Raw genomic sequence first — 19,096 nt, 5'->3', positions numbered from 1 at the left:
TCTCTATGCTTAACCTCAGAGACATGATTCGCCACGTCGCGATTCTTTCCGCCATCGGCCTGCTGAGCATCGTCACTGGCTGTTCGAAACCTGCCGATAAACCTAAGGACGCAACCAGTGCCGGCTCAAGCAGCAGCCAGCGCCAATCCTCGAAACTAGGGGACCTGTCAGAGTTCCGCAACATTGCCGCAGACGTGTCGGCCCTGGTCTCCAAGCACGACCTGGCCGGCGCCAAAGCCCGCATAAAGGACCTGGAAAGCAGCTGGGACAGCGCCGAAGCCGGGATCAAACCGCGTGCAGCCAGTGACTGGCACGTGCTAGATAAAGCCATCGACCACGCGCTCTCGGCATTGCGTGATACCAGCCCGAACCAGGCCGACTGCCAGGCCGCAATGGACGACCTGCTCAAGGGCTTCGATTCGATGAAAGGCTGACAACATGCTTCACTACACACGCGGCGACTTCCTCGCCGCGTTTGCGTTGGTGCTGGAGAGCAAGATGCGGATTCTACTGGTCGAAGACGACCCCATGATTGGCGACGCCATCCAGAGCGCGCTCAGCGATGCGAGCTATGCCGCCGACTGGGTTAAAAACGGCCTCACGGGCCTGGCCGCCCTCGACACCCACGTCTACGATCTGGTGCTGCTTGATCTGGGCCTGCCCGGCAAGGACGGCCTCGACGTGCTGGACTGCATCCGCGCGCGCAACAACCCCGTGCCCCTGCTGATCATCACCGCCCGCGACAACCTCGACGACCGCCTGCGCGGCCTGGACAGTGGCGCCGACGATTACCTGCTCAAACCCTTCGACATCGCCGAACTGCTGGCACGCATTCGCGCCGTGCTACGCCGCAAGGGTGGCGCCGCCCAGTCGGTGCTGGGCAATGGCGTGGTGACCTTGGACCTGCTGAGCAAACACGCGAACACCGACGAACAGCGCGAGGTGGCGTTGTCCAGCCGCGAATTTGCCCTGCTGCAAGCGTTGCTTATCCGCCCGGGGGCGATCCTTTCGCGCAGTGAGTTGGAAGACCGCCTGTATGGCTGGGGTAATGAAGTGGAGAGCAACGCCATCGAGTTCCTGATTCACGCCTTGCGGCGCAAGTTGGGCACCCACGTGATCAAGAATGTCAGGGGCATGGGATGGATGGTTTCAAAAAGCGTTTGAGTGAGTCGGTGCAACTGCGACTGTCGGTGACCCTGTGCCTGGCGATCCTGCTGGTGGCGTTGGCGGCCAGCGTGTTTGCGTTTGTCTCGGCGTTTGAAGAAACTCACGAACAACAGGACGCCACCTTGCGCCAGGTGGCGATGCTGTTCGACCGCCAGCAGATGACCCTGCAATACCCACAAGGCCCGGCGCTGGCCGGCGACGACGAAGAAACCCGGGTGATCATCCAGCGCCTGAGCGACAGCCCGCACGCCACAGGAACCACCGATGAAGCTCTGCCGATGCCCTTTCCCGTCAACCTGGCGGATGGCTTGTCCACGGTTCAGGTGGCCGGTGAAGCCTTTCGCGTGCTGGTGCACACCACCACCGGTGGCGAGCGCATCGCCGTGACCCAGGAGTCCGACGCCCGCGACAAGGACGCCCGTGAAGCCGCCTGGCGCAGTTTGTTGCCGTTCCTGATTCTTTTCCCCGTGCTGTTACTGGTAGTCGGCGACCTGGTGCGCAAGCTGTTTCGCCCGATTGGTGTGCTGGCGGCCGAGATCGACCAACGCGCCGAGCAAGAATTGCATCCCATCGAGGAACAGCACCTGCCCACCGAAGTGCGCCCGTTTGTGGTGGCGATCAATCGCCTGCTGGCGCGCGTCGCACAGTCCATGGACATCCAGCGGCGGTTTGTCGCCGATGCCGCCCACGAGTTGCGCTCACCCATGACGGCCTTGGCGTTGCAGGCAGACCGGCTGGCCGCCACCGATATGTCGCCCATGAGCCGCGAACGTTTTGTGCCGCTGTTCCGGGGCATCGCGCGTGGGCGCCAGCTGATTGACCAACTGCTGTGTCTGGCGGCAGCACAGTCAACCTCGGAACGAGAACACACCCGCCTATCGGTGCATGCTGTGTATCGCCAGGTCCTTGAAGACCTGTTGCCGCTGGCCGAACGCAAGCAACTCGATATAGGCGTGGACGGCGCTCAGGACGTGCACGTGACCTTCAACGCGATGGACCTGTTCACCCTGGTGAAAAACCTGGTGGACAACGCCATTCGCTATACCCCGGAGGGCGGGCGCATAGACCTCTCGGTGACCCAGACCCCAGGCGGAGTACTGCTGCACATCAAGGACTCCGGCCCCGGCATTGCCACAGAGGAACAGGCGCGGGTGTTCGACCCATTCTACCGCAGCCTGGGCACCGACGAGGCCGGCTCCGGGCTGGGTCTGTCGATCGTCAAGGCGATTGCCGAGCGCAGCGGCGCACGGGTGCAGTTGTCGTTCAGTGATACCCAAGCGCAGCGTGGCCTGTGCGTGACGGTTTGGCTGCAAGCGCTGTAAGCACCTGCGCCGAACAAAGACAATCACCACCTTTTTTGACCTTTTTTGCCAACATCCGCCCTAGATTGGCCTTATCAGCCCTATAGACGCCCGACAATGAAACCCTCTGACGCCACGGACGACGCGCTCCTCACCCAAGCCCCTGTACTGGCATGCCAGTGTGGGGGCTTGATTACCGACAAACCTTAAAAAAGGCCCCCCACACCTGGTTCAGGTGTATGGGCCTTTTGAACATAAGCGGCGTATTGGAAGAGAGTTACGTAGGCGTTTACGACGTGAAGGGCGCTTTGGTGCGTTTCTCCGACTTTGGCTCACAAGCATATTTAAAAATTGCGGTAGCTCGAGGACGCTATTGGGAGTCAACTGAGATACCTCTCGATGATCAGCGCGATGAATACGATCCAAGCAACCGCCAACATACTAGTAATCGCAACCCATTGCCCGCCCATTAGGTCCGTTCCGTTTATGCTTATCTATTCAGTCGAGAATATCCAGTTACCTAGTTATGTGTCTGTAGGAAAACTCCCATAAAACCATGGGCGATTCGTTTAGTCTCCATTTAGGCTGCAGGATATGATCCTCCCCAAGAAGACCTGCCGCTTTCGAACGGGGAATTATCAATATCGGCTCGAGGGCATTGGGTATCAATGTTCACTGTCAAGTATATGACTGCCAAACAGGGATCCATCGGCTCGATCGCATTCCTTGATCGCCAGATCTTTTAGAGCCTAATGATCATGGCCCCCTGAAGAAAATCGCTAAAAAAATCAGCGGGATTCGTCAGCATAAATTACTCTGATAGACAACCTGTGAATGCTGGCAAGGAGAGCCCGATGAAAAAGAAAAAGTCCGCGGATAACACTGATGCGCTCATAATCAACATAAACGACGGCTTCGAGCTCAGCTTTTGGGCCGTGAAGTTCGGGGTCACTAAAGATGAGATCCGAGCAGCCGTCCGCCAGGTGGGGAATTCACTTACGGCAGTGAAGCGCCATTTCACTCTCTCCCAGCACGCCTGACCACTCAAGACTTCGCTTAATAGACGTCAATGCTTCGGCTTCATTCGTGCATTAGCAATGCCGCTCACTAGCCCGGTGAGAGCTCTGCGCTTCCAAGACGACAGACGGTTGAACGCTGCAGGAAACTCAGCGTTTCAGCACAGTGTGAGTTATCACCCTATCAGTAACAGCGGCAAACCTCCAACGTTGATCTGACCCAATCACCAGGTGCAAAACGGCCTTTACTATCTTGGATAACGGTCAATGCATAAACCAGGGCAGGGATAAGCCCTCTATCGGTGATGGCTGTTCGTTCGTCGGTGTCCACTACCAACCTGAATGGCGATTCACCAAGCAAAGGAAAAATTCGCAGACTCAAGCTAGAACGAAGCATCACAGGGAAGTGGTGCCTGCGAAATCGATTCAAACCTGCCTCCTTATCCTGCATCAATTGCAGGTGGGACTGGTCCGAATATCTCCTATATTCACTATCTCGGAGTAATGGCATCCGCGATGTGGTGTCTCTTAACACCGGTAATCAGCGCTAACCGGTCATAGGACAGCATAGCGATGCCACCTCGATTTTAGTCCCTGTACGCAAGTAAGGCTAAGTACACCTTTAATGCCGACAATGACGCTCTGCTGAAGTTGAACTCAGTAAGCATGAGAATTTTCGCTCCAGACGAGCCATCGTAGAGCCAGCGTTTCGGGATCTTCGCCCAGCTTTTACTTTCAAGCCAGCCGCAAATCAGGATGCTCGACCCCTTCCTGAGGGCCTGTGCTTTTCGCTGAATAAGCCCCTCTACTTCTAGTCGCGTCAACGCCTTCGCAACAGTTGGCCGAGACAAGCCAGTGAGCCGAATCAGCTCCTCATAAGTCACCTTCGCATTTCCAGTTATGAAATCTGCTCGACAGCACAGCGCTAGGTAAAGCTTGAGCGAGGAAATGCATGCGTTTCTTGCGGACTTATCCTCCTTCAACCACATCGACTTTACCGAATAGGACTCATCCGCAAAGTTGACTAGCTCGCCTGCACGTATCCAATCGACAGGCATTTTGGCCCATTCAGACACAGGACGACCCATTTCGACTTCGCTCATTTCGACCTCCACGCATGCATCAGCAAACCAGCACTCAGAAGCAAGATACAGCACAACGCTAGCTTCAACGGATCAGCCGAAAGCGCTCTATCAATCACAAACAGGACGGAATTCATTGCCTGGAACCTCAAAAAAAATGGCTACAGGAGAAACGTTATCGCCAAGCGCAGCTGCTATCTAAATAGAGGCGCCCATCAGAATCGTCATAACTATCTGTTAAATATGAAGATACTGGCAAAATTATTAGTTAATTTTAGATAGGCTTGAGACGCGGATTTTTGCCTGTTTTTTGATCAATTTGAACTCAAGTTTAAATTGCAATGCGCTCCAGCACGTCCTATCGAACGAGAACATGTGCAGTGAAACCAGCTGACTTATGAGCACTCATTGTTGCAACGGCTCAACATAGGCTAAGTGCTATATCGAGATCTGTACGAAGCCTTCGACCGAACCCCATCAATACATAAATCGTATTCTTCGTCTCAAACAGACACCCATGAGTGAAAGAAACCGCCAAAGTTGTTCGAATCCAATCGCCAGTTGGGAAGCGGCCTTTGCTATCTTGGATAACGGTCAAAGCGTAAACCAGAGCAGGGATTAACCCTCTATCGGTGATGGCTTTTCTCTGACGTGTTGTAACTTCGATGTCCAATATTGCCCAATCAGCAACAAGACAGTAGGCACGGGAAGGGAAGTGCAGATTGGCCAGGGCCACAGCGTCCGGGTTGGCGAGTTGGCACCCGCTTGTTTTCTCCCCTGCAGAAAGCAGTGAGGTAAACCCTGCCAAATTCATTCGTTCCTCCGGCCAATCAAAAAACCGATTCGAATGAGAAGCATCCTTCAGCATAGCTCCCGGCGAATCGCCTGGTACCGATGGCGACGAATAGCAGCTAGATGATCCCACATCTCGTTCCTCTACTCTCCCTTTATCTCACTGAACGGGATGATTTCTATTGGCGGCTCCACCGCACAAAGTGTTTTGCGCCAATACCCCACGCTATGCCATTGGCCGTGCTTGAACCCTACCTCGGGGTAGGTGCCGATTTGGGTGAGCCCGAGCGCTTCATGGATGCCTATGCTTCCCGCGTTGGGTAAGGCGATGCCGGCATAGGCTGCATGAAACCCCTGTTTCTCTAGGACTGGTAGAAGCTGCTGATAAAGGGCACGACCAACCCCTTTTCGGTGCACTGACGGGTCGACATACACGGTGACATCCACCGACCAACGATAGGCTTCCCTGGCTCGATGCTGGCTGGCATAAGCGTATCCAACGACCTTGCCGTCCATCTCTGCTACCAGATAGGGATACGTTGGCAGTGTTGCGGCTATTCGTGCTGCCATCTCATCGACAGTCGGTGGCGTCAGCTCAAACGAGATGACCGTGTCCAAAACCATCGGCGCATAGATAGCCTGGATGTCAGAGGCATCAGCGGGTGTAGCAACCCTCACTTTATAATTCATGTCTTTCCTTGACCGTCAGGACTACTTGGTAGACCGTTACTCCGAACGCAAAGAGTCGGCTGAAGAGCTGTCGAAACGAGTGAATCAGCGCTCCATCTGAAGATAGGTTAGAAAAATATTCAGCAATTCCGTGGGCACCCGAGTTAACGGAGCGCGCCGCCTTAACAATGCCAGCTGCGATCGCGTACTCGCTTGGGTTGATTCTACTCGGCTGCGGCTGGATTAAAATGACATGCCTTCAGACACCTGAATCAGCATTTCTTCGACTAGATGTGTGCCGTGAGATGTAGTGACCATCGCCGATGGGCTTTCTCCCAAAAAACGGGCTTTGGGTTTCGAAAGCCATTGTTTGGCCTTCCCTTTGTCACCGAAGATCACCTCGGCCATGGCGGTAATGTGTCCAAACCGGAACAGGTGGTCACTCTCATGCAACGTTAAAAGCTGATTGGCTGCCAATTTTGTTTTGAGCGCTTTTGGGTGAATTATTCTGTCGCGTTCTTCGTCGCTTAGGGTTCCATCATCACAAAGCACCTTGATCAGGCTGGCCGAGAAGCCAGCTACAATCATGTCGTGAATGTCCAGATCCGAAGCATTGACGGAGATATGAAGAAGCGCCTCCAGACGCGTGCGGTAAGCATGATAGGCATCCTGACGCAGGACGCCAGCAAACATGGGCCGCACTGATGCTGCGTTGTCCATGGGCGTCAGCACTAATGTGCCATTCGCTACCGTTAGCTCCAGGTCGTCCCCAACACCTAACCCCATTTGGTCAAGCAACTCTGGAGGTAGGTCAATGATGATGTCGCCAGTACCGTCCTCAGTATTCTGGCACTTGACTATCCAACGCTCGCTCATGATTGTCCGGCCCTCATCCGCGATTAGAGAATGACACACATCATTATGCTCGGGCGCAGAGCTGACCAAAGGAACGTGCACTCCTCCGGTAGACATGCACTGCCGCTGCTCGAACGCCGGATAGCGAGTGCAACAGCAAAAAATGGGGCAATGGCTTTGCCGCCTTTCCACCGTCACATGGTTACGAGCTTGAGCGTGATCTGGCAACTACACGAAAAGGATATGACATGAACCCTGATGAGCTTTATGTTTCCGTCGACGTCGAGACTTCTGGACCTATACCAGGCGAATACAGTCTGCTTTCCATTGGAGCTTGCCTTGTAGATCAACCTGCCACGTCCATCTATCTTGAACTACGACCTGACAGTCCAAAACACGACCCAGAAGCACTGGCAGTATCGGGGCTGAGTCTGGAGAAGCTGGAGCGCGAAGGACTCACTCCGCAACAGGCGATGCTGACATTTGGTGAATGGCTGAAATCATCCTGCCAAACGGGGCAGAAGGTCATTTTCGTAGGACTCAATGCACCGTTTGACTGGTCATTCGTCAACTACTACTTCCACAAATACTTGGAAACCAACCCCTTTGGTTTTACCGCTATCGACATGAAGGCCTACTTCATGGGAGCTGTAGGTTGCAGCTGGCAGGAAACAAAATCATCCAAGATGACCGCTGCGCTGAAGCCACTCAGCGAACCGAACCATAACGCATTGGATGATGCTCGCTTTCAGGCAGAGCTCTTCGCGCTAATGCTGGCGGGTAAGGGTAACCGCTGACGTGCCTCCCATGGCACCGACTTGAAGCTTATCTAAGCCAGGTTGCCTCAACATATCTGCCGCCCCTGAACGACCAAGCCTTGATGCCTTCTGGTTTTTCGGACTTGCCAACGATAACGGCTATTGGGTGCGGCAGATCCTGCGTGTAACGCGCAGCAAATCTGGAGAAACTTCCTATGTCTGCCGGAGAAATCACCGGAACAGATTGGGGATGCGTATGCCAATAGCCCACCAGACGTAACCCTTGTTCGTTGGCAGCTTGGATCTCCTGACGGCACCGCTCCGCATCCAACTCTAACCAAGACCAGCCTGACCGATCGGCGCGATGAGGCAACGTGGCCAAGGCCAGCAGCAATCCTTTCGGATTAACCGGGTTGACGAATAACTGTCCCCCTCGCTCCACGCCAAAAAGGCCCTGCCGATGACTATCCAAGATGTTCGCGACAGCTTGCGACACCAATAGCTCGGAATCCACCTCCGCCCATCTCCAGCGCCAAGCGATATCCGTCATACCATTTCATCCTTAGGTTCCGGCCATCCGCGCTCGAGTAGGAGTTGCTGCGCCCCCTCTGGCAGTTTGGGCCCATGGTATTGGCCTCCTAGGCTCTGCACATCTTCAGGTCTGTAAATACTGCTGACCCAGGCCGCACTGTCGATGTTGCCGGTCAATGCGCGTAAAGCCGTGTGTGACACCATTGAAGCGATATTGGTCATTCCCAGTGATCCGCCTGGAATGAAGCTCTCCCCACACGCGGGGAGTGAAACAACACCTCCACCCGGCCAGTCCGTGAATTTATGCAGGAAATCGCCGATGTCTGTAAACAAATGACGGCCATCAAAGGTACCGGCTGGTGCGAATAGCGCATGGCCTACCTGGGTGTACGGTTCGCTCCAGGCTTGTAACAGTCCCCAAGTAACGCCGCTGGATTTTGCTCGCCATACAGTGACTTCCGACTGCCAGTCTGCTGTTGTGATCACCACCAGATCTGCGTTATCGAATACTTCTGGTTTGCTGCTCATCACTACTTCGGCGAAAGTCGAATAAGCGGTGCATTCTGTAGTCGGAAGATCTAACAGAATCTTGTCCCTCAACGCTGAGGCTTTCAGCCTCCCTAGGCTATCCGCTCCCAGAACGTGCCTACCCAGATTGGCTGACACCAGAGTGTCAGGATCGATGAGGGTAAGGTGGCCGACACCGGAGCGTGCCAATTGTATTGCCACCGCACTGCCTAACGAGCCAACGCCAACACAAACGACCCGAGCATTTTCAAGGTGCTTTGCAGTGCCGCTTATATCGCGGGACAGAATGGACGCACGATCAAGCACGTCTAGGGCAGTTGCGCGGACAAGTGCCGGAGGATGTGCATTTGCGATGGCTGGCCGGCGGCGCGCTGTGCGCAAGCCAAACTTTGCCCCCCGCTCTTGCTGTACGCCAAGCGAGCGCACATTGAGGCAATAAGTTGGAGCATCCGTCCCCCCAGGAAGCTCCAGGACAATCCATCGACTCGCCAACGTTCCATGCAGCTCAAACCATGCCAGTAATTGCTCGGCATCGTCTGGTTGAAGGTGTGGCGTGAGCCACAGCAATAAATCTTCTGGATCCGGGGTGCGGATATCCGGATAAGTCTGAAGCTTGACGTAAAAACCGGGAGTTTCGGCCGCGCGAATGACAGCGGAACGTCCGACAACCCGTCGGTAATGCGCTTTGAGTGCAGCTATGTTCGATGCTAGCCAAACCGTTTCCTGACCGGATGGCACAGCCCGGCGCGGATCGCTGAGAGCAAACAACTGCGAGGCAGCCTGAGGTCGATCCAAAAGTAAAAGGTTTTGGTACGACTGTCCGTGCTGAAAAGACCAGTAGGTAGTGATCTCATTCTGAAATTCGATATCGCGCGTTGCCTGACTTGATCCCATCTTGGACAACGAAACGATCTGGGCCAAGCGAGCAAGGCTGTCCTCTACCACGACCTCCGGAGAGCCCATAATGGGGCGTTCCTGAAAGCCATGAAGGCAAAGCCCCGACTTAGTGGCATGCGGCCAAACCAGCCATGGAGAAGGTTCGACGTTCAGCCGCAAGAGCCCACGGGGAAAGTTGGAGGGGAAACCAATACGCAGTCGCCGCTCCTGCCCCGTGTAATCGATGGGCAAGGGGAAGTGAAAGCACGCCGCTTCGTCAGCCCGCATGGGTGCGGGCTGAAGCAATGCATCGGCTGCATCCTGACCTAGGGTATTTCGCAGTGCTGCGATTCCGCGCTGCAATGGCGTCTTAAGAGGATCAGCCAAGGCGTCCAACTGGCTTTACGCTCGACTGAGAGGTTCCTCCACCGCTGGCACCTCCGAAGAGCGAACCCATCGAAGCAGAGTTTCGAGTAGTGCCATCCGGTCGGCCGGGCATCGTCCAATTCGCAGGGATCTCATTGTTCACTGCCGTGATGAATGCCGGTGCAATACCGAAATTCTTTTTCACTGCCTCGGCAAAGGAATCGTTGGATTCAAAACTTTCCAAACCCAATGATACGGATGCACTGGCGTCCGCATGCCACTTGGTAAATGCTTGACGATAGCCTTGCCCCTCGCCTGGCCGATTCCACTTTTCTGCAAAGTTTTCGCCGTTATCGGCAGGGTTGCAGACAAAGCAATCGTTACCTCTATGCGCGATGTGCTGCGGCATTCTGCGGACAATTTCCAAAATTGCATCGAGCGGAGCCAAAGGCTTCGACTGCGATTCCTTCACGACATCCAGGTATGCGTGAGTGGCCAGGGTGGTGATGACCGCCGATATGGGGCGAGTATCAGCGCTCCTTGTATTGATGGCCCATTCATCGCGATGCCGCTTAAGCAGCTTTATGGTCGCACGCAGGGGATCTTGATCGATGTAGTCCTGATAATGCGGCAAAGGATCTTGTGTCGCGGCATCAAGCATTCGCTGGCTTTTGGCAATCACCAAGCTTTCCAAGGAGATTTCCTGGGCGGAAGCGACCTGCAACCAATTCGAGTAAGGAATAGGGCTGCTTGCTTTCCACCCTGTGACCCGATCCGGAACCTCCAGCTTTCCCTCGCCGTTTGCTTCGCCATTTCCGTTGATCGCGCGGGCAGGTGTGACATCGATGTGAAAACCTGGATTTTCATCGGCATAAACGATCCGAATACCACGACGTAGTTGCTTAACTTCTTCCTGAACGCGGGAGCCTTCTCTAAAACGCTGTTCAATCGCCTCTAGAACTTCCTTCGCACCAGCGCCTTGAGCGTGAGGGAGCCAGATAATCGCGTCCGCATCAATGGTGTCCAGATCCGCAGGCGCGCCGGGAATTGGCTTGATGGTGGTTTTCAGCCGCATTGAGCCCTGAACGAAGATATGGGCCTCAGCGAGCAGCGGGTTGTCGGAAGCCGAGAGGATTTTTTCCAGTTGGGAGTAGCGGTCATTGATTTTTTCGTACTGCGCTTCCGACAGCGAGATTTCCCGTGCGGCGCGCAGCAGAAAATATTCCCAACTGCTGCGCTTAGTCTGTTCGTTGCTCAATAGCATTTACCTAGCCTCCTGGGCCACCGAGCCCAATTGCAGTGTTTGCGTAAACCGATCTTGGTTTTCTTTGTCCCGATCGAAGATCAGGTACGTATGTTGATGCTGCGTTGTGAGCAACGCGCCAAACTCGATGGCCAATGCCGCAGGAATAGCGGCGAAGACGTGGATAGGGTCAGGAGTCAGAGCTTCAAGCTGGCTCAGTCGTATTTGAAGTGCGTCACGAAAGGCATGAATCACCCGGCGGTTTTGTACCATCGCATAGCTTGGTTCTGGGATCGACAGCTCTGCAATACGTGCACCGGGCAGAGCATCGGTCACGTCGCGAACTGGAACTTGCGCAGAAATGGAGAGCACCAGCGCCAGTGGCCCGTCGCCGTCGGGGGGAGGTGTAAACAAAAAAGCGGGCGGCTCAGCGGACTGATCAGGCCAGCGCAAAAGATGCTCGCGGTGAAAGGAGAAGATCAAGCGCTTGGAACGGTCGCCGATACTCTGGCCCAACATCATCAAAGCCGGGATGTCGGCCAAGCCGACTACTGCCAGCGCGGGCGAGTCGCCATAGGTGCCGCCGCGACGCTTGAGTTGCTGCTCTAGCTCATACTGGACGCTGTCTTTGACGTTCTGCCAATAGGTAGTGTCCCTGCCACGTGGTCCGGGCGCAGCGAAGGCGATTTTGATGCCTTGATCGAAGGCGGTTAATCCCTCGGCGGACATCGCAGTCAACAGATCGCGAACGGGGATATCGTTGATCGTCTGAAAATGCTGACTCTGGACGATGAGAGGAATGGCTCTGCCACCATCGGGGGTCGTTGCGGCGAGTCGGATGCGTTCAAGGTACGCTTGGTGCAAACCGCTCAGATCATTTTCAGGGTAGCCATCTGCGTCACGATCAATTTTGTCATGACAACCTGGGCACAGGAGCATCAGATTAGCGGTATTGTTTGTGTGCGCCTCAGCATCATGATCCGCGCGTCCCCGAGGGCCTTTGGGACTGGCGGGCAGGATATGCGCCACTTCTCCCCATTTCATTGGCTTGCCGGCACGATAATCGAACGTCAGATCCGTGCCGCACAGTTCACAATGACCAGCGGTCTGGGTCCATACGATCCGCTTCGTCTCATCATTTGTGTTGAAGCGCCCGCTTGCGGGCTTAGCGTCTTCTTGTTCTGCCATTTCGACCTACCCCCGAGAAACATCCATGATTGAAAACGATGATGGCAAGATAAGATCATATTAAGGTCATTTGCCTCGTTTTCAAGAGAGATCTTGAGGGTAACGAATGCTGAGTCGGCATTGAGCATGATGCTTTTTTTGGCTCATCGAAATGGAGTGGTGGCAGCGTTCGTTTTTCTGGCAAGTGCTGGTGGGTAATTGCACTGACCACAGCGTATGTATCGAAATTAGCGAGTTTATGCAAAAGACATAAACTTGCTAATTTCGATACATACCACGCGTAGGACTGATGAAAACGGGCTATGCAGCTCAAACGAGGCTGCAAGCGCAGCCCCTTTCGTATGCATTTTTACGCGTCAGTGCTTGCCAGGCTCAACGGACAAGTGTCGACGACGCATGAGGTGATAGGCCGCCGGGATCACAAACAGCGATAGCAAGGGTGCCGTAACCATACCGCCAATCATCGGGGCGGCAATGCGGCTCATAACCTCGCTACCGGTACCGCTTCCCAAAAGTATAGGTAACAAACCAGCGATAACCACTGCCACGGTCATAGCCTTAGGTCGAACGCGCTGGACAGCGCCTTCACGAATCGCGGCCATCAACCCGCGTTCTGTGTTGTCAACGAGGTCTTGACGCTCGGTCCATGCATTTTTCAGGTAGAGCAGCATGATCACGCCAAATTCGGCAGAAACACCGGCCAAGGCGATAAAGCCGACCCCGGTGGCAACCGACAGGTTGAATCCCAACAGATAGAGAAACCATGCCCCACCAGTCAGTGCGAATGGCAGAGTGGCCATGATCAGCAAGGCCTCATCAAATCGAGAAAACGTTAGGTAGAGCAGCACGAATATGATCAACAGCGTGGCAGGCACCACCAGTTTGAGTCGTGCGTTGGCCCTTTCGAGAAATTCGAACTGTCCTGAGTAGCTCAGGCTCATACCGGGCTGCAACTTAACCTGCTCGCTGACGATCCGTCGAAGATCGGCGACTACTGAGGCAATGTCCCGGCCACGCACGTCGATATACACCCAGCCTGAAGGTCGTGCGTTCTCACTCTTGAGCATAGGCGGACCATCGCTGACCTTGATCTTCGCCACAGTGCCAAGGGTGATCTGACTACCCAAAGGTGTGTAGATCGGCAACTGCTCCAGGGCACCGAGTGAGTCACGCCACTCGCGAGGGTAACGGACGTTGATCGGGAAACGAGCCAGCCCTTCAATCGTCTCCCCGACGTTTTCACCGCCTATTGCGCCGGCCACGATCGACTGCACATCGGCAATATTTAACCCATAGCGGGCCGCAGCGTTACGATCTATATCCACGTCAATATAGCGGCCACCGGTCAGTCGTTCGGCCAACGCTGAACTGACACCTGGCACGTCCTTGGCTACACGTTCGACGGCTTGGGTTACGGCATCGATCTCCGTCAGGTTGGTACCGGCAACTTTCACACCAATCGGGCTTTTGATACCGGTAGCCAGCATGTCAATGCGGTTACGAATCGGCGGTATCCAGATGTTGGTCAAGCCTGGGACACGCACCACTCGGTCCAGCTCCTCCACGAGTTTTTCCTGGGTCATGCCTGGCCGCCATTGCTCGTGCGGCTTGAATTGGATGGTGGTTTCGAACATTTCCAAAGGTGCGGGGTCAGTCGCGGTTTCAGCGCGGCCGGCTTTTCCGAATACGTGTTCGACCTCTGGAACTGTCTTTATCAGACGGTCAGTCTGTTGAAGCAGTTGCGCGGCCTTCTGAGCCGATAATCCCGGCAGAGCTGATGGCATATAGAGCAGGTCCCCTTCGTCCAGCGGGGGAAGAAACTCACCACCCAGACGAGAGATCGGCCACAACGCGCTGACAAAGACCAGCAACGCAACCAGCAGTGTTACTTTGGGTCGACGTAATACGGCGTCCAGAGCGGGCTCGTAGATCCGGATCAGCCAGCGATTTAGCGGATTCTGTTGCTCATTGGGAATTCGTCCACGAATCCAATACCCCATCAGCACCGGTACGAGAGTTACCGACAGTCCAGCCGCTGCGGCCATAGCGTAGGTTTTGGTGAACGCCAATGGACCGAATAGACGTCCTTCCTGAGCCTCCAGCGTGAACACCGGAATGAACGACAGGGTGATGATCAGCAGACAGAAGAACAATGCAGGTCCTACCTCGGCAGCCGCTTCGGTCATCACGTGCCAGTGATGCTCACCCTTGAGTTCCTCCCCTGGGTGGGCCATGTGCCAGGCCTCTACCTTCTTGTGGGCATTCTCGATCATCACCACTGCGGCGTCGACCATGGCGCCGATAGCGATGGCGATCCCGCCCAAGGACATGATGTTGGCATTGATGCCTTGGTAGCGCATGACGATGAAAGCAATCAACACCCCCACTGGAAGGGAGATAATTGCTACCAGGGATGAGCGCAGGTGCCAGAGAAAGATCCCGCAGACCAACGCGACGACGATGAACTCTTCGATCAGCTTGTGGCTGAGGTTTTCCACGGCACGATCAATCAACTTGCTGCGGTCGTAGGTGGTGACGATTTCTACCCCGGCCGGCAAACTGCTTTTCAGCTCGTCGAGTTTGGTTTTGACCGCCGCAATGGTTTCACGAGCATTCTTACCGCTGCGCAGAATCACCACGCCGCCGACAGTCTCACCTTCGCCATCCAGTTCGGTGATGCCTCGACGCATCTCAGGCCCCAACTGAATCGTGGCAACATCGCCCAGGGTGACCGGCACACCGCCGGTGCCCAGTTTGAGTGGGATAGCGCGAAAGTCATTGAGCGTCTTCAGGTAGCCGGAAGCTCGTACGATGAACTCTGTCTCCGCCATTTCCAGCACGGCCCCACCGGTTTCCTGATTGGCCTTGCCGATCGCCTCGGTCACCTCAGACTGCGTGATACCCAAGTTCGCCAACTTAAGCGGATCGAGTTGGACCTGGTACTGTTTGACCATGCCACCCACGGTGGCCACTTCCGCAACGTTCGGCAGTGTCTTGAGCTCGAACTTGAGAAACCAATCCTGTAGGGCTCGCAGTTGCGCCAGATCGTGCCCACCACTGCGATCAACCAGCGCGTACTGAAAAATCCAGCCAACCCCTGTGGCATCAGGTCCTAAGGCGGGCTTGGCACTGGCCGGAAGGCGACTCTGTATCTGGCTCAGGTATTCCAACACCCGCGAGCGGGCCCAGTACAAGTCAGTTCCGTCTTCGAACAGCACGTAAACGAAGCTGTCGCCAAAGAAGGAATAACCGCGCACAGTCTTGGCCCCAGGCACTGAGAGCATGGTGGTTGCCAATGGATAGGTCACCTGGTTCTCGACGATCTGTGGGGCTTGGCCTGGATAAGGTGTACGGATAATTACCTGAACATCCGACAGGTCTGGCAATGCATCGATGGGCGTACTTTGAACCGCCCAGATACCCCATGCCGTGACGAACAGCGTCGCCAGCAACACAAGAAAGCGGTTGGCCACCGACCAGCGAATAAGGGCCGCAATCATGGCTGGCTCCCAGAGCGTTCCAGACGCTCAACGCGCAGACCATCATCCGTCTGGCTGACAGCAATCCGAACCTTGTCGCCCGTTTTTAGGCCCTTCATCAGAGCTGGAGTGGCGAGAGGGAAAGTCATCGTCATGCCTGGCATACCCAATGTCTTGAAGGGACCGTGGGCGAGCGTGACTTCTTTGTCGTTGATCTCAACGATCTGACCATCGGCCTCATGCAAAGCTCCGACGGTTACAGTAGATGGCGAAACGTCCAATGAGCTTGCGACAACGCCCTTGAGACTGGCCTCCGAGTCGAGCAGGAACTGGCCAGAGGTCACCACTTTCTGCCCCTCTTCCAAGCCTTTCAATATAGCCGTCTTGCCATCGTTATCCTGTCCTAACTGCACCTCCACCGGGCGATATCGACCAGCGTCTTCAGAGAGCATCACCAACGCACGTCGACCGGTACGAATGACGGCCTCGCTCGGCACCCACAAAACACTTTGCTCCGTCGAACGGTTGAGGCTTACCTGTGCGGTCAAACCTGGTCTAAGTCGACCATCCGGATTGGGTAACTCGACTCGAACGCGAAGTGTGCGACTGTCCGAACTGGTTTCCGGAAGAATCGCACTTACGACGCCCTTGAGCACAACTCCAGGGAACGCGGACAAACGCGCTTCGGCTGCTTGCCCTATGACGATTGACCCAGCTTCCGACTCTGGTACAGCCACGGCCAGCCAGACACTGCTCAAACCATTAACACGAGCCAGCGTCTCGCCTGCGGCCACCGTCATACCTTCACGCACACTCAGTTCTTGAAGCACACCACCAATAGGGGTGGTCAGAGTCAGGTTCGGCTGAACCTTGCCACTGCGCTCAACTTGAGCAATTAACGAAGTTGGCATTCCGGTTAGCCGCAATCGCTGCCGGGCCGCTGTAAGCAAGCCAGCATCGCCACTACGCTTGAGGGCGAGAAATTCCTCCTGAGCAGCTGCCCAATCCGGAACCAACATATCTGCCAAGGCGGCATTCGCTTTCAGCACATCACCAGGTGCATGGGCATACACGCGCTCGACAAAACCCGCCGTACGGGCCTGAATGACTGCAACGTCCCGTTCGTTGAAGGCCAGCACACCTACCACGTTCAGTGTCGAGGCAAATAAGCCTCGACTGACACTTGCCAATCGCATACCAAGGTTCTGAGTCAGGCTTGGATCAATTCGAATGGCAGCGCTGTCCCCCTTGGTATCTGCGTATTGAGGGATCATCTGCATGTCCATGAAGGGTGACTTACCCGGTTTATCGAATTTCTGTTGTGGGTACATTGGGTCATACCAATACAGAACTTTTCGATCAGCAGAGGCTTTGGGTTCCTGATCCTGCACAACACCAGCTACTCCGCTCATTCGCGGTTGAGCTAACCAGTAACCACCGGCAACACCCAAGGCAATCGAGATGCCGACGACTAAAGTCCCTTTCCATACTTTAAAAATCATTGAGCGGACTCCCCGTAGGAGAAATACAGGCGAGCGCTGGTAAGAGCACGTTGCTCTTCAACGTCAATCTGCTTGAGACGGGCTTCGATGAGTTCGCGTCGGGCGGCCACAACCGATTTCAAATCACCCTTGCCGGAGCGGTAGCTGGCCATGGTGAGTTCGACCTTTTCTTTAGCCAGCGGCAACAAGCTTTCCTGATTACGGTTGACTGAACGATTGAGGCGCTCGTAGTCGGCCAGTTCATCCTCTAGTTGCTGGGTATGCTCGCGTGACAGGGCTTCGCGCTCAGCCTCAAGCTGGTTTAGTTCGGCGTGCTTGGCCGCAATCTTGGGGTTTTGCCGAGAGTCAGGAAACAGCGGGAGATCCCATGAAAACTGCACGCTGACCATATCACCGAACTGTTGGCCGCGATGCTGATAGTCGAATTCCCAGCTCCAGTCAGATTGCTTTTCCGCCTTAGCTTCACGAATCTTGGCTTGTGCTTCTCGGGTCATCGGCACAAAAGCAGCTAGTTCGGGGTGATGTTGCAGCTTATGGGAGTAACCAGAGGTTTCGATGGGCCAATCAGGCAAGCTGCCCACCGGTTTGTCATTGGCGGCAGGGCCAATCCAGCGCTTGAGGGCAGCCCGGGCCTGCGCACGTTGGCGAACTAAATCATCCTGCAGCTCGGCCAGTTGAGCAGCTTCCTGTTTAGGTGTGACCGCATCGGCGGGTTGAGCGCGGCCACCCGCAATCTGTGACCGGACGGTATCGCTTAGAAGACGGTTTTCTTTATAGAAGTCCTGGAACATCACATCTTTACGCTCAACCGAGTAGCTACTGATCCAGGCCAGTGCCGTGGACTGTCGGACGTTCAGACGCGCCACTCGACGCTCGGCGGACGCTCTATCAACAGCCGCATCCGCGACCTCGATACGTGCTTTGCGCTTGTCGCTGTTAGGCATCTCCTGCCTGATCCCGACCACTTGCATGGTCATGAAGTCCTGGTCGATGCTCCATCTGTCCGGACCACCAATGGGGTAGTTCTGGACGCCCAGCAGTAGCTTGGGATCTGGTAGTTCGCCAGCGGGAATGGCCGCGCTGGTGGCTGCTTGAATTTTGGCGTCTTGTGCGGTCAACGACGGTGCATTGTTTTCGGCCAGCCGCAAAGCTTCATCGAGTGTCAATACGCCAGCGAGGCACGGCAATGCCAGTACGCTTGCCGCCAGGCCGGCCACAAGGGACCAACCTGTGCAATAGCACTTGAAGTTCATGTTCACGATTCCTGTGATGATCCACCGCGCGCTTCATAAGACATGCGCGCAGATATGCCATCCCGCTAAAGCGGAATGAGGCTCAGTGTGGTACAGGAATCAAGTACGGGGCGGTCGCCATACCCCTGAAGGGGTTTGTACGAGTGGGAAATGGCTGGAGAAGGGCAGAACGAGAGGACTGGACAAGGTGATAGGAGGCTTGATGATCGAGACTTGCAGCATACCGCCAGTTTTGCATTCCTGGCCCGGCTTACAGGGTTTTCCATGCTCGGTGGGACTTTTCATGTCGTGGCAGCAGTCTTGCCCCATACCATCCATCATCGCCATGCCCATGGTTTTCATCGGGCATGGTTCAGTCGATGCCTGAACACCCGCCATCCCGCTGAGGGGAAGCGCCAAGCTAATCAGGAAAATTAGGCAAAACCGCAGGTAGCGTTTCATGAGCTGGAGTGTAGACGGTGCAAATGGCCCTTACAATTCACCCTTGAGA

General features: G+C 55.2%; 18 protein-coding genes and 1 pseudogene. 6 read left to right on the top strand and 13 right to left on the bottom strand.

What is annotated here, in order from left to right:
• The first annotated feature begins 5 nt into the window (after positions 1-5).
• The 4 genes from TU80_RS28015 to TU80_RS28000 all read left to right on the top strand — a co-directional run bounded on the left by TU80_RS28015 (position 6) and on the right by TU80_RS28000 (position 3,508).
• The gene (locus TU80_RS28015; protein ID WP_057005875.1) at positions 6-434 is read left to right on the top strand and encodes a hypothetical protein; all 429 of its coding nucleotides are present in this window, start codon (positions 6-8) and stop codon (positions 432-434) included.
• A 64-nt stretch (positions 435-498) separates the two neighbouring features.
• Positions 499-1,164: a response regulator gene (locus tag TU80_RS28010; protein ID WP_057005899.1), complete on the top strand. Its 666-nt coding sequence runs from the start codon at positions 499-501 to the stop codon at positions 1,162-1,164.
• A complete protein-coding gene (locus tag TU80_RS28005) occupies positions 1,140-2,489 on the top strand; it encodes an ATP-binding protein (protein ID WP_057005874.1) in 1,350 nt (449 codons plus the stop codon). The genes TU80_RS28010 and TU80_RS28005 overlap by 25 nt, the downstream gene beginning before the upstream one ends.
• 833 nt (positions 2,490-3,322) lie before the next feature.
• Positions 3,323-3,508, top strand: coding sequence for a DUF3606 domain-containing protein (locus tag TU80_RS28000; RefSeq protein WP_057005873.1), 186 nt, complete (start codon positions 3,323-3,325; stop codon positions 3,506-3,508).
• 160 nt (positions 3,509-3,668) lie between these two features.
• Here the strand turns inward: TU80_RS28000 and TU80_RS34085 are convergent, their stop codons facing one another.
• The 4 genes from TU80_RS34085 to TU80_RS27990 all read right to left on the bottom strand — a co-directional run bounded on the left by TU80_RS34085 (position 3,669) and on the right by TU80_RS27990 (position 6,048).
• Entirely contained in the window at positions 3,669-3,881 is a 213-nt protein-coding gene (locus TU80_RS34085; protein ID WP_371918410.1) for a DUF6957 family protein, read from the bottom strand.
• 190 nt (positions 3,882-4,071) lie between these two features.
• Positions 4,072-4,587 carry a MarR family transcriptional regulator gene (locus tag TU80_RS27995; protein ID WP_057005872.1) on the bottom strand — a complete coding sequence of 172 codons (516 nt, stop codon included), beginning with the start codon at positions 4,585-4,587 and terminating at the stop codon, positions 4,072-4,074.
• A 400-nt stretch (positions 4,588-4,987) separates the two neighbouring features.
• Positions 4,988-5,380 (bottom strand): DUF6957 family protein, encoded by a 393-nt coding sequence (locus TU80_RS32850; RefSeq protein ID WP_134939371.1) that lies wholly within the window; start codon positions 5,378-5,380, stop codon positions 4,988-4,990.
• Between the two features lie 122 nt (positions 5,381-5,502).
• On the bottom strand, positions 5,503-6,048 hold the full coding sequence (locus TU80_RS27990; protein WP_017848896.1) for an arsinothricin resistance N-acetyltransferase ArsN1 family B: 546 nt from the start codon (positions 6,046-6,048) through the stop codon (positions 5,503-5,505).
• A 10-nt stretch (positions 6,049-6,058) separates the two neighbouring features.
• On the opposite strand from TU80_RS27990, the pseudogene TU80_RS32845 reads away from it, so the two are divergent.
• Positions 6,059-6,148 (top strand): annotated as a pseudogene (locus TU80_RS32845) (arsenical resistance protein ArsH); the annotation flags it as partial.
• 122 nt (positions 6,149-6,270) lie between these two features.
• Here TU80_RS32845 and TU80_RS27985 read toward each other — a convergent pair.
• On the bottom strand, positions 6,271-6,903 hold the full coding sequence (locus TU80_RS27985) for an antitoxin Xre/MbcA/ParS toxin-binding domain-containing protein (protein ID WP_017848897.1): 633 nt from the start codon (positions 6,901-6,903) through the stop codon (positions 6,271-6,273).
• A 227-nt stretch (positions 6,904-7,130) separates the two neighbouring features.
• On the opposite strand from TU80_RS27985, the gene TU80_RS27980 reads away from it, so the two are divergent.
• Positions 7,131-7,679: a 3'-5' exonuclease gene (locus TU80_RS27980; protein ID WP_010565120.1), complete on the top strand. Its 549-nt coding sequence runs from the start codon at positions 7,131-7,133 to the stop codon at positions 7,677-7,679.
• Positions 7,680-7,707: 28 nt separating this feature from the next.
• On the opposite strand, the gene TU80_RS27975 is transcribed toward TU80_RS27980, so the two are convergent.
• From TU80_RS27975 to TU80_RS33595, 8 genes are all read right to left on the bottom strand, one after another.
• Positions 7,708-8,190, bottom strand: a complete 483-nt coding sequence (locus TU80_RS27975) for a Mov34/MPN/PAD-1 family protein (protein ID WP_057005871.1) — start codon at positions 8,188-8,190, stop codon at positions 7,708-7,710.
• Positions 8,187-9,971: a ThiF family adenylyltransferase gene (locus tag TU80_RS27970; protein WP_057005870.1), complete on the bottom strand. Its 1,785-nt coding sequence runs from the start codon at positions 9,969-9,971 to the stop codon at positions 8,187-8,189. Before TU80_RS27970 ends, TU80_RS27975 begins: the two co-directional genes overlap by 4 nt.
• Positions 9,955-11,205 carry a nucleotidyltransferase domain-containing protein gene (locus TU80_RS27965; RefSeq protein WP_057005869.1) on the bottom strand — a complete coding sequence of 417 codons (1,251 nt, stop codon included), beginning with the start codon at positions 11,203-11,205 and terminating at the stop codon, positions 9,955-9,957. The genes TU80_RS27970 and TU80_RS27965 overlap by 17 nt, the downstream gene beginning before the upstream one ends.
• Complete coding sequence (locus TU80_RS27960; RefSeq protein ID WP_057005868.1) at positions 11,206-12,372, bottom strand: SAVED domain-containing protein; 1,167 nt, start codon at positions 12,370-12,372, stop codon at positions 11,206-11,208.
• A 356-nt stretch (positions 12,373-12,728) separates the two neighbouring features.
• Entirely contained in the window at positions 12,729-15,872 is a 3,144-nt protein-coding gene (locus TU80_RS27955) for an efflux RND transporter permease subunit (RefSeq protein WP_010565115.1), read from the bottom strand.
• Positions 15,869-17,353, bottom strand: coding sequence for an efflux RND transporter periplasmic adaptor subunit (locus TU80_RS27950; protein ID WP_010565114.1), 1,485 nt, complete (start codon positions 17,351-17,353; stop codon positions 15,869-15,871). The genes TU80_RS27955 and TU80_RS27950 overlap by 4 nt, the downstream gene beginning before the upstream one ends.
• On the bottom strand, positions 17,350-18,606 hold the full coding sequence (locus TU80_RS27945; protein WP_010565113.1) for a TolC family protein: 1,257 nt from the start codon (positions 18,604-18,606) through the stop codon (positions 17,350-17,352). The genes TU80_RS27950 and TU80_RS27945 overlap by 4 nt, the downstream gene beginning before the upstream one ends.
• 99 nt (positions 18,607-18,705) lie before the next feature.
• Positions 18,706-19,047 carry a hypothetical protein gene (locus TU80_RS33595; RefSeq protein ID WP_080752870.1) on the bottom strand — a complete coding sequence of 114 codons (342 nt, stop codon included), beginning with the start codon at positions 19,045-19,047 and terminating at the stop codon, positions 18,706-18,708.
• Positions 19,048-19,096: the final 49 nt, after the last annotated feature.

This window comes from Pseudomonas veronii (assembly GCF_001439695.1).
In the GTDB taxonomy this organism is placed as follows: Bacteria; Pseudomonadota; Gammaproteobacteria; order Pseudomonadales; family Pseudomonadaceae; genus Aquipseudomonas; species Aquipseudomonas veronii.
Note: the sequence above shows the minus strand (reverse complement) of the source record. Positions and strands in the feature narration are given on the sequence as shown.

Coding starts and splice junctions, on each gene's coding strand:
- TU80_RS27965 (WP_057005869.1), bottom strand. CDS start 11,205: ATGCTATTGAGCAACGAACAGACTAAGCGCAGCAGTTGGGAATATTTT.
- TU80_RS27975 (WP_057005871.1), bottom strand. CDS start 8,190: ATGACGGATATCGCTTGGCGCTGGAGATGGGCGGAGGTGGATTCCGAG.
- TU80_RS27960 (WP_057005868.1), bottom strand. CDS start 12,372: ATGGCAGAACAAGAAGACGCTAAGCCCGCAAGCGGGCGCTTCAACACA.
- TU80_RS28000 (WP_057005873.1), top strand. CDS start 3,323: ATGAAAAAGAAAAAGTCCGCGGATAACACTGATGCGCTCATAATCAAC.
- TU80_RS27950 (WP_010565114.1), bottom strand. CDS start 17,353: ATGATTTTTAAAGTATGGAAAGGGACTTTAGTCGTCGGCATCTCGATT.
- TU80_RS32850 (WP_134939371.1), bottom strand. CDS start 5,380: ATGAATTTGGCAGGGTTTACCTCACTGCTTTCTGCAGGGGAGAAAACA.
- TU80_RS27995 (WP_057005872.1), bottom strand. CDS start 4,587: ATGAGCGAAGTCGAAATGGGTCGTCCTGTGTCTGAATGGGCCAAAATG.
- TU80_RS34085 (WP_371918410.1), bottom strand. CDS start 3,881: ATGCTTCGTTCTAGCTTGAGTCTGCGAATTTTTCCTTTGCTTGGTGAA.
- TU80_RS27955 (WP_010565115.1), bottom strand. CDS start 15,872: ATGATTGCGGCCCTTATTCGCTGGTCGGTGGCCAACCGCTTTCTTGTG.
- TU80_RS27945 (WP_010565113.1), bottom strand. CDS start 18,606: ATGAACTTCAAGTGCTATTGCACAGGTTGGTCCCTTGTGGCCGGCCTG.
- TU80_RS27985 (WP_017848897.1), bottom strand. CDS start 6,903: ATGAGCGAGCGTTGGATAGTCAAGTGCCAGAATACTGAGGACGGTACT.
- TU80_RS27980 (WP_010565120.1), top strand. CDS start 7,131: ATGAACCCTGATGAGCTTTATGTTTCCGTCGACGTCGAGACTTCTGGA.
- TU80_RS28015 (WP_057005875.1), top strand. CDS start 6: ATGCTTAACCTCAGAGACATGATTCGCCACGTCGCGATTCTTTCCGCC.
- TU80_RS27990 (WP_017848896.1), bottom strand. CDS start 6,048: ATGAATTATAAAGTGAGGGTTGCTACACCCGCTGATGCCTCTGACATC.
- TU80_RS28010 (WP_057005899.1), top strand. CDS start 499: ATGCGGATTCTACTGGTCGAAGACGACCCCATGATTGGCGACGCCATC.
- TU80_RS28005 (WP_057005874.1), top strand. CDS start 1,140: ATGGATGGTTTCAAAAAGCGTTTGAGTGAGTCGGTGCAACTGCGACTG.
- TU80_RS33595 (WP_080752870.1), bottom strand. CDS start 19,047: ATGAAACGCTACCTGCGGTTTTGCCTAATTTTCCTGATTAGCTTGGCG.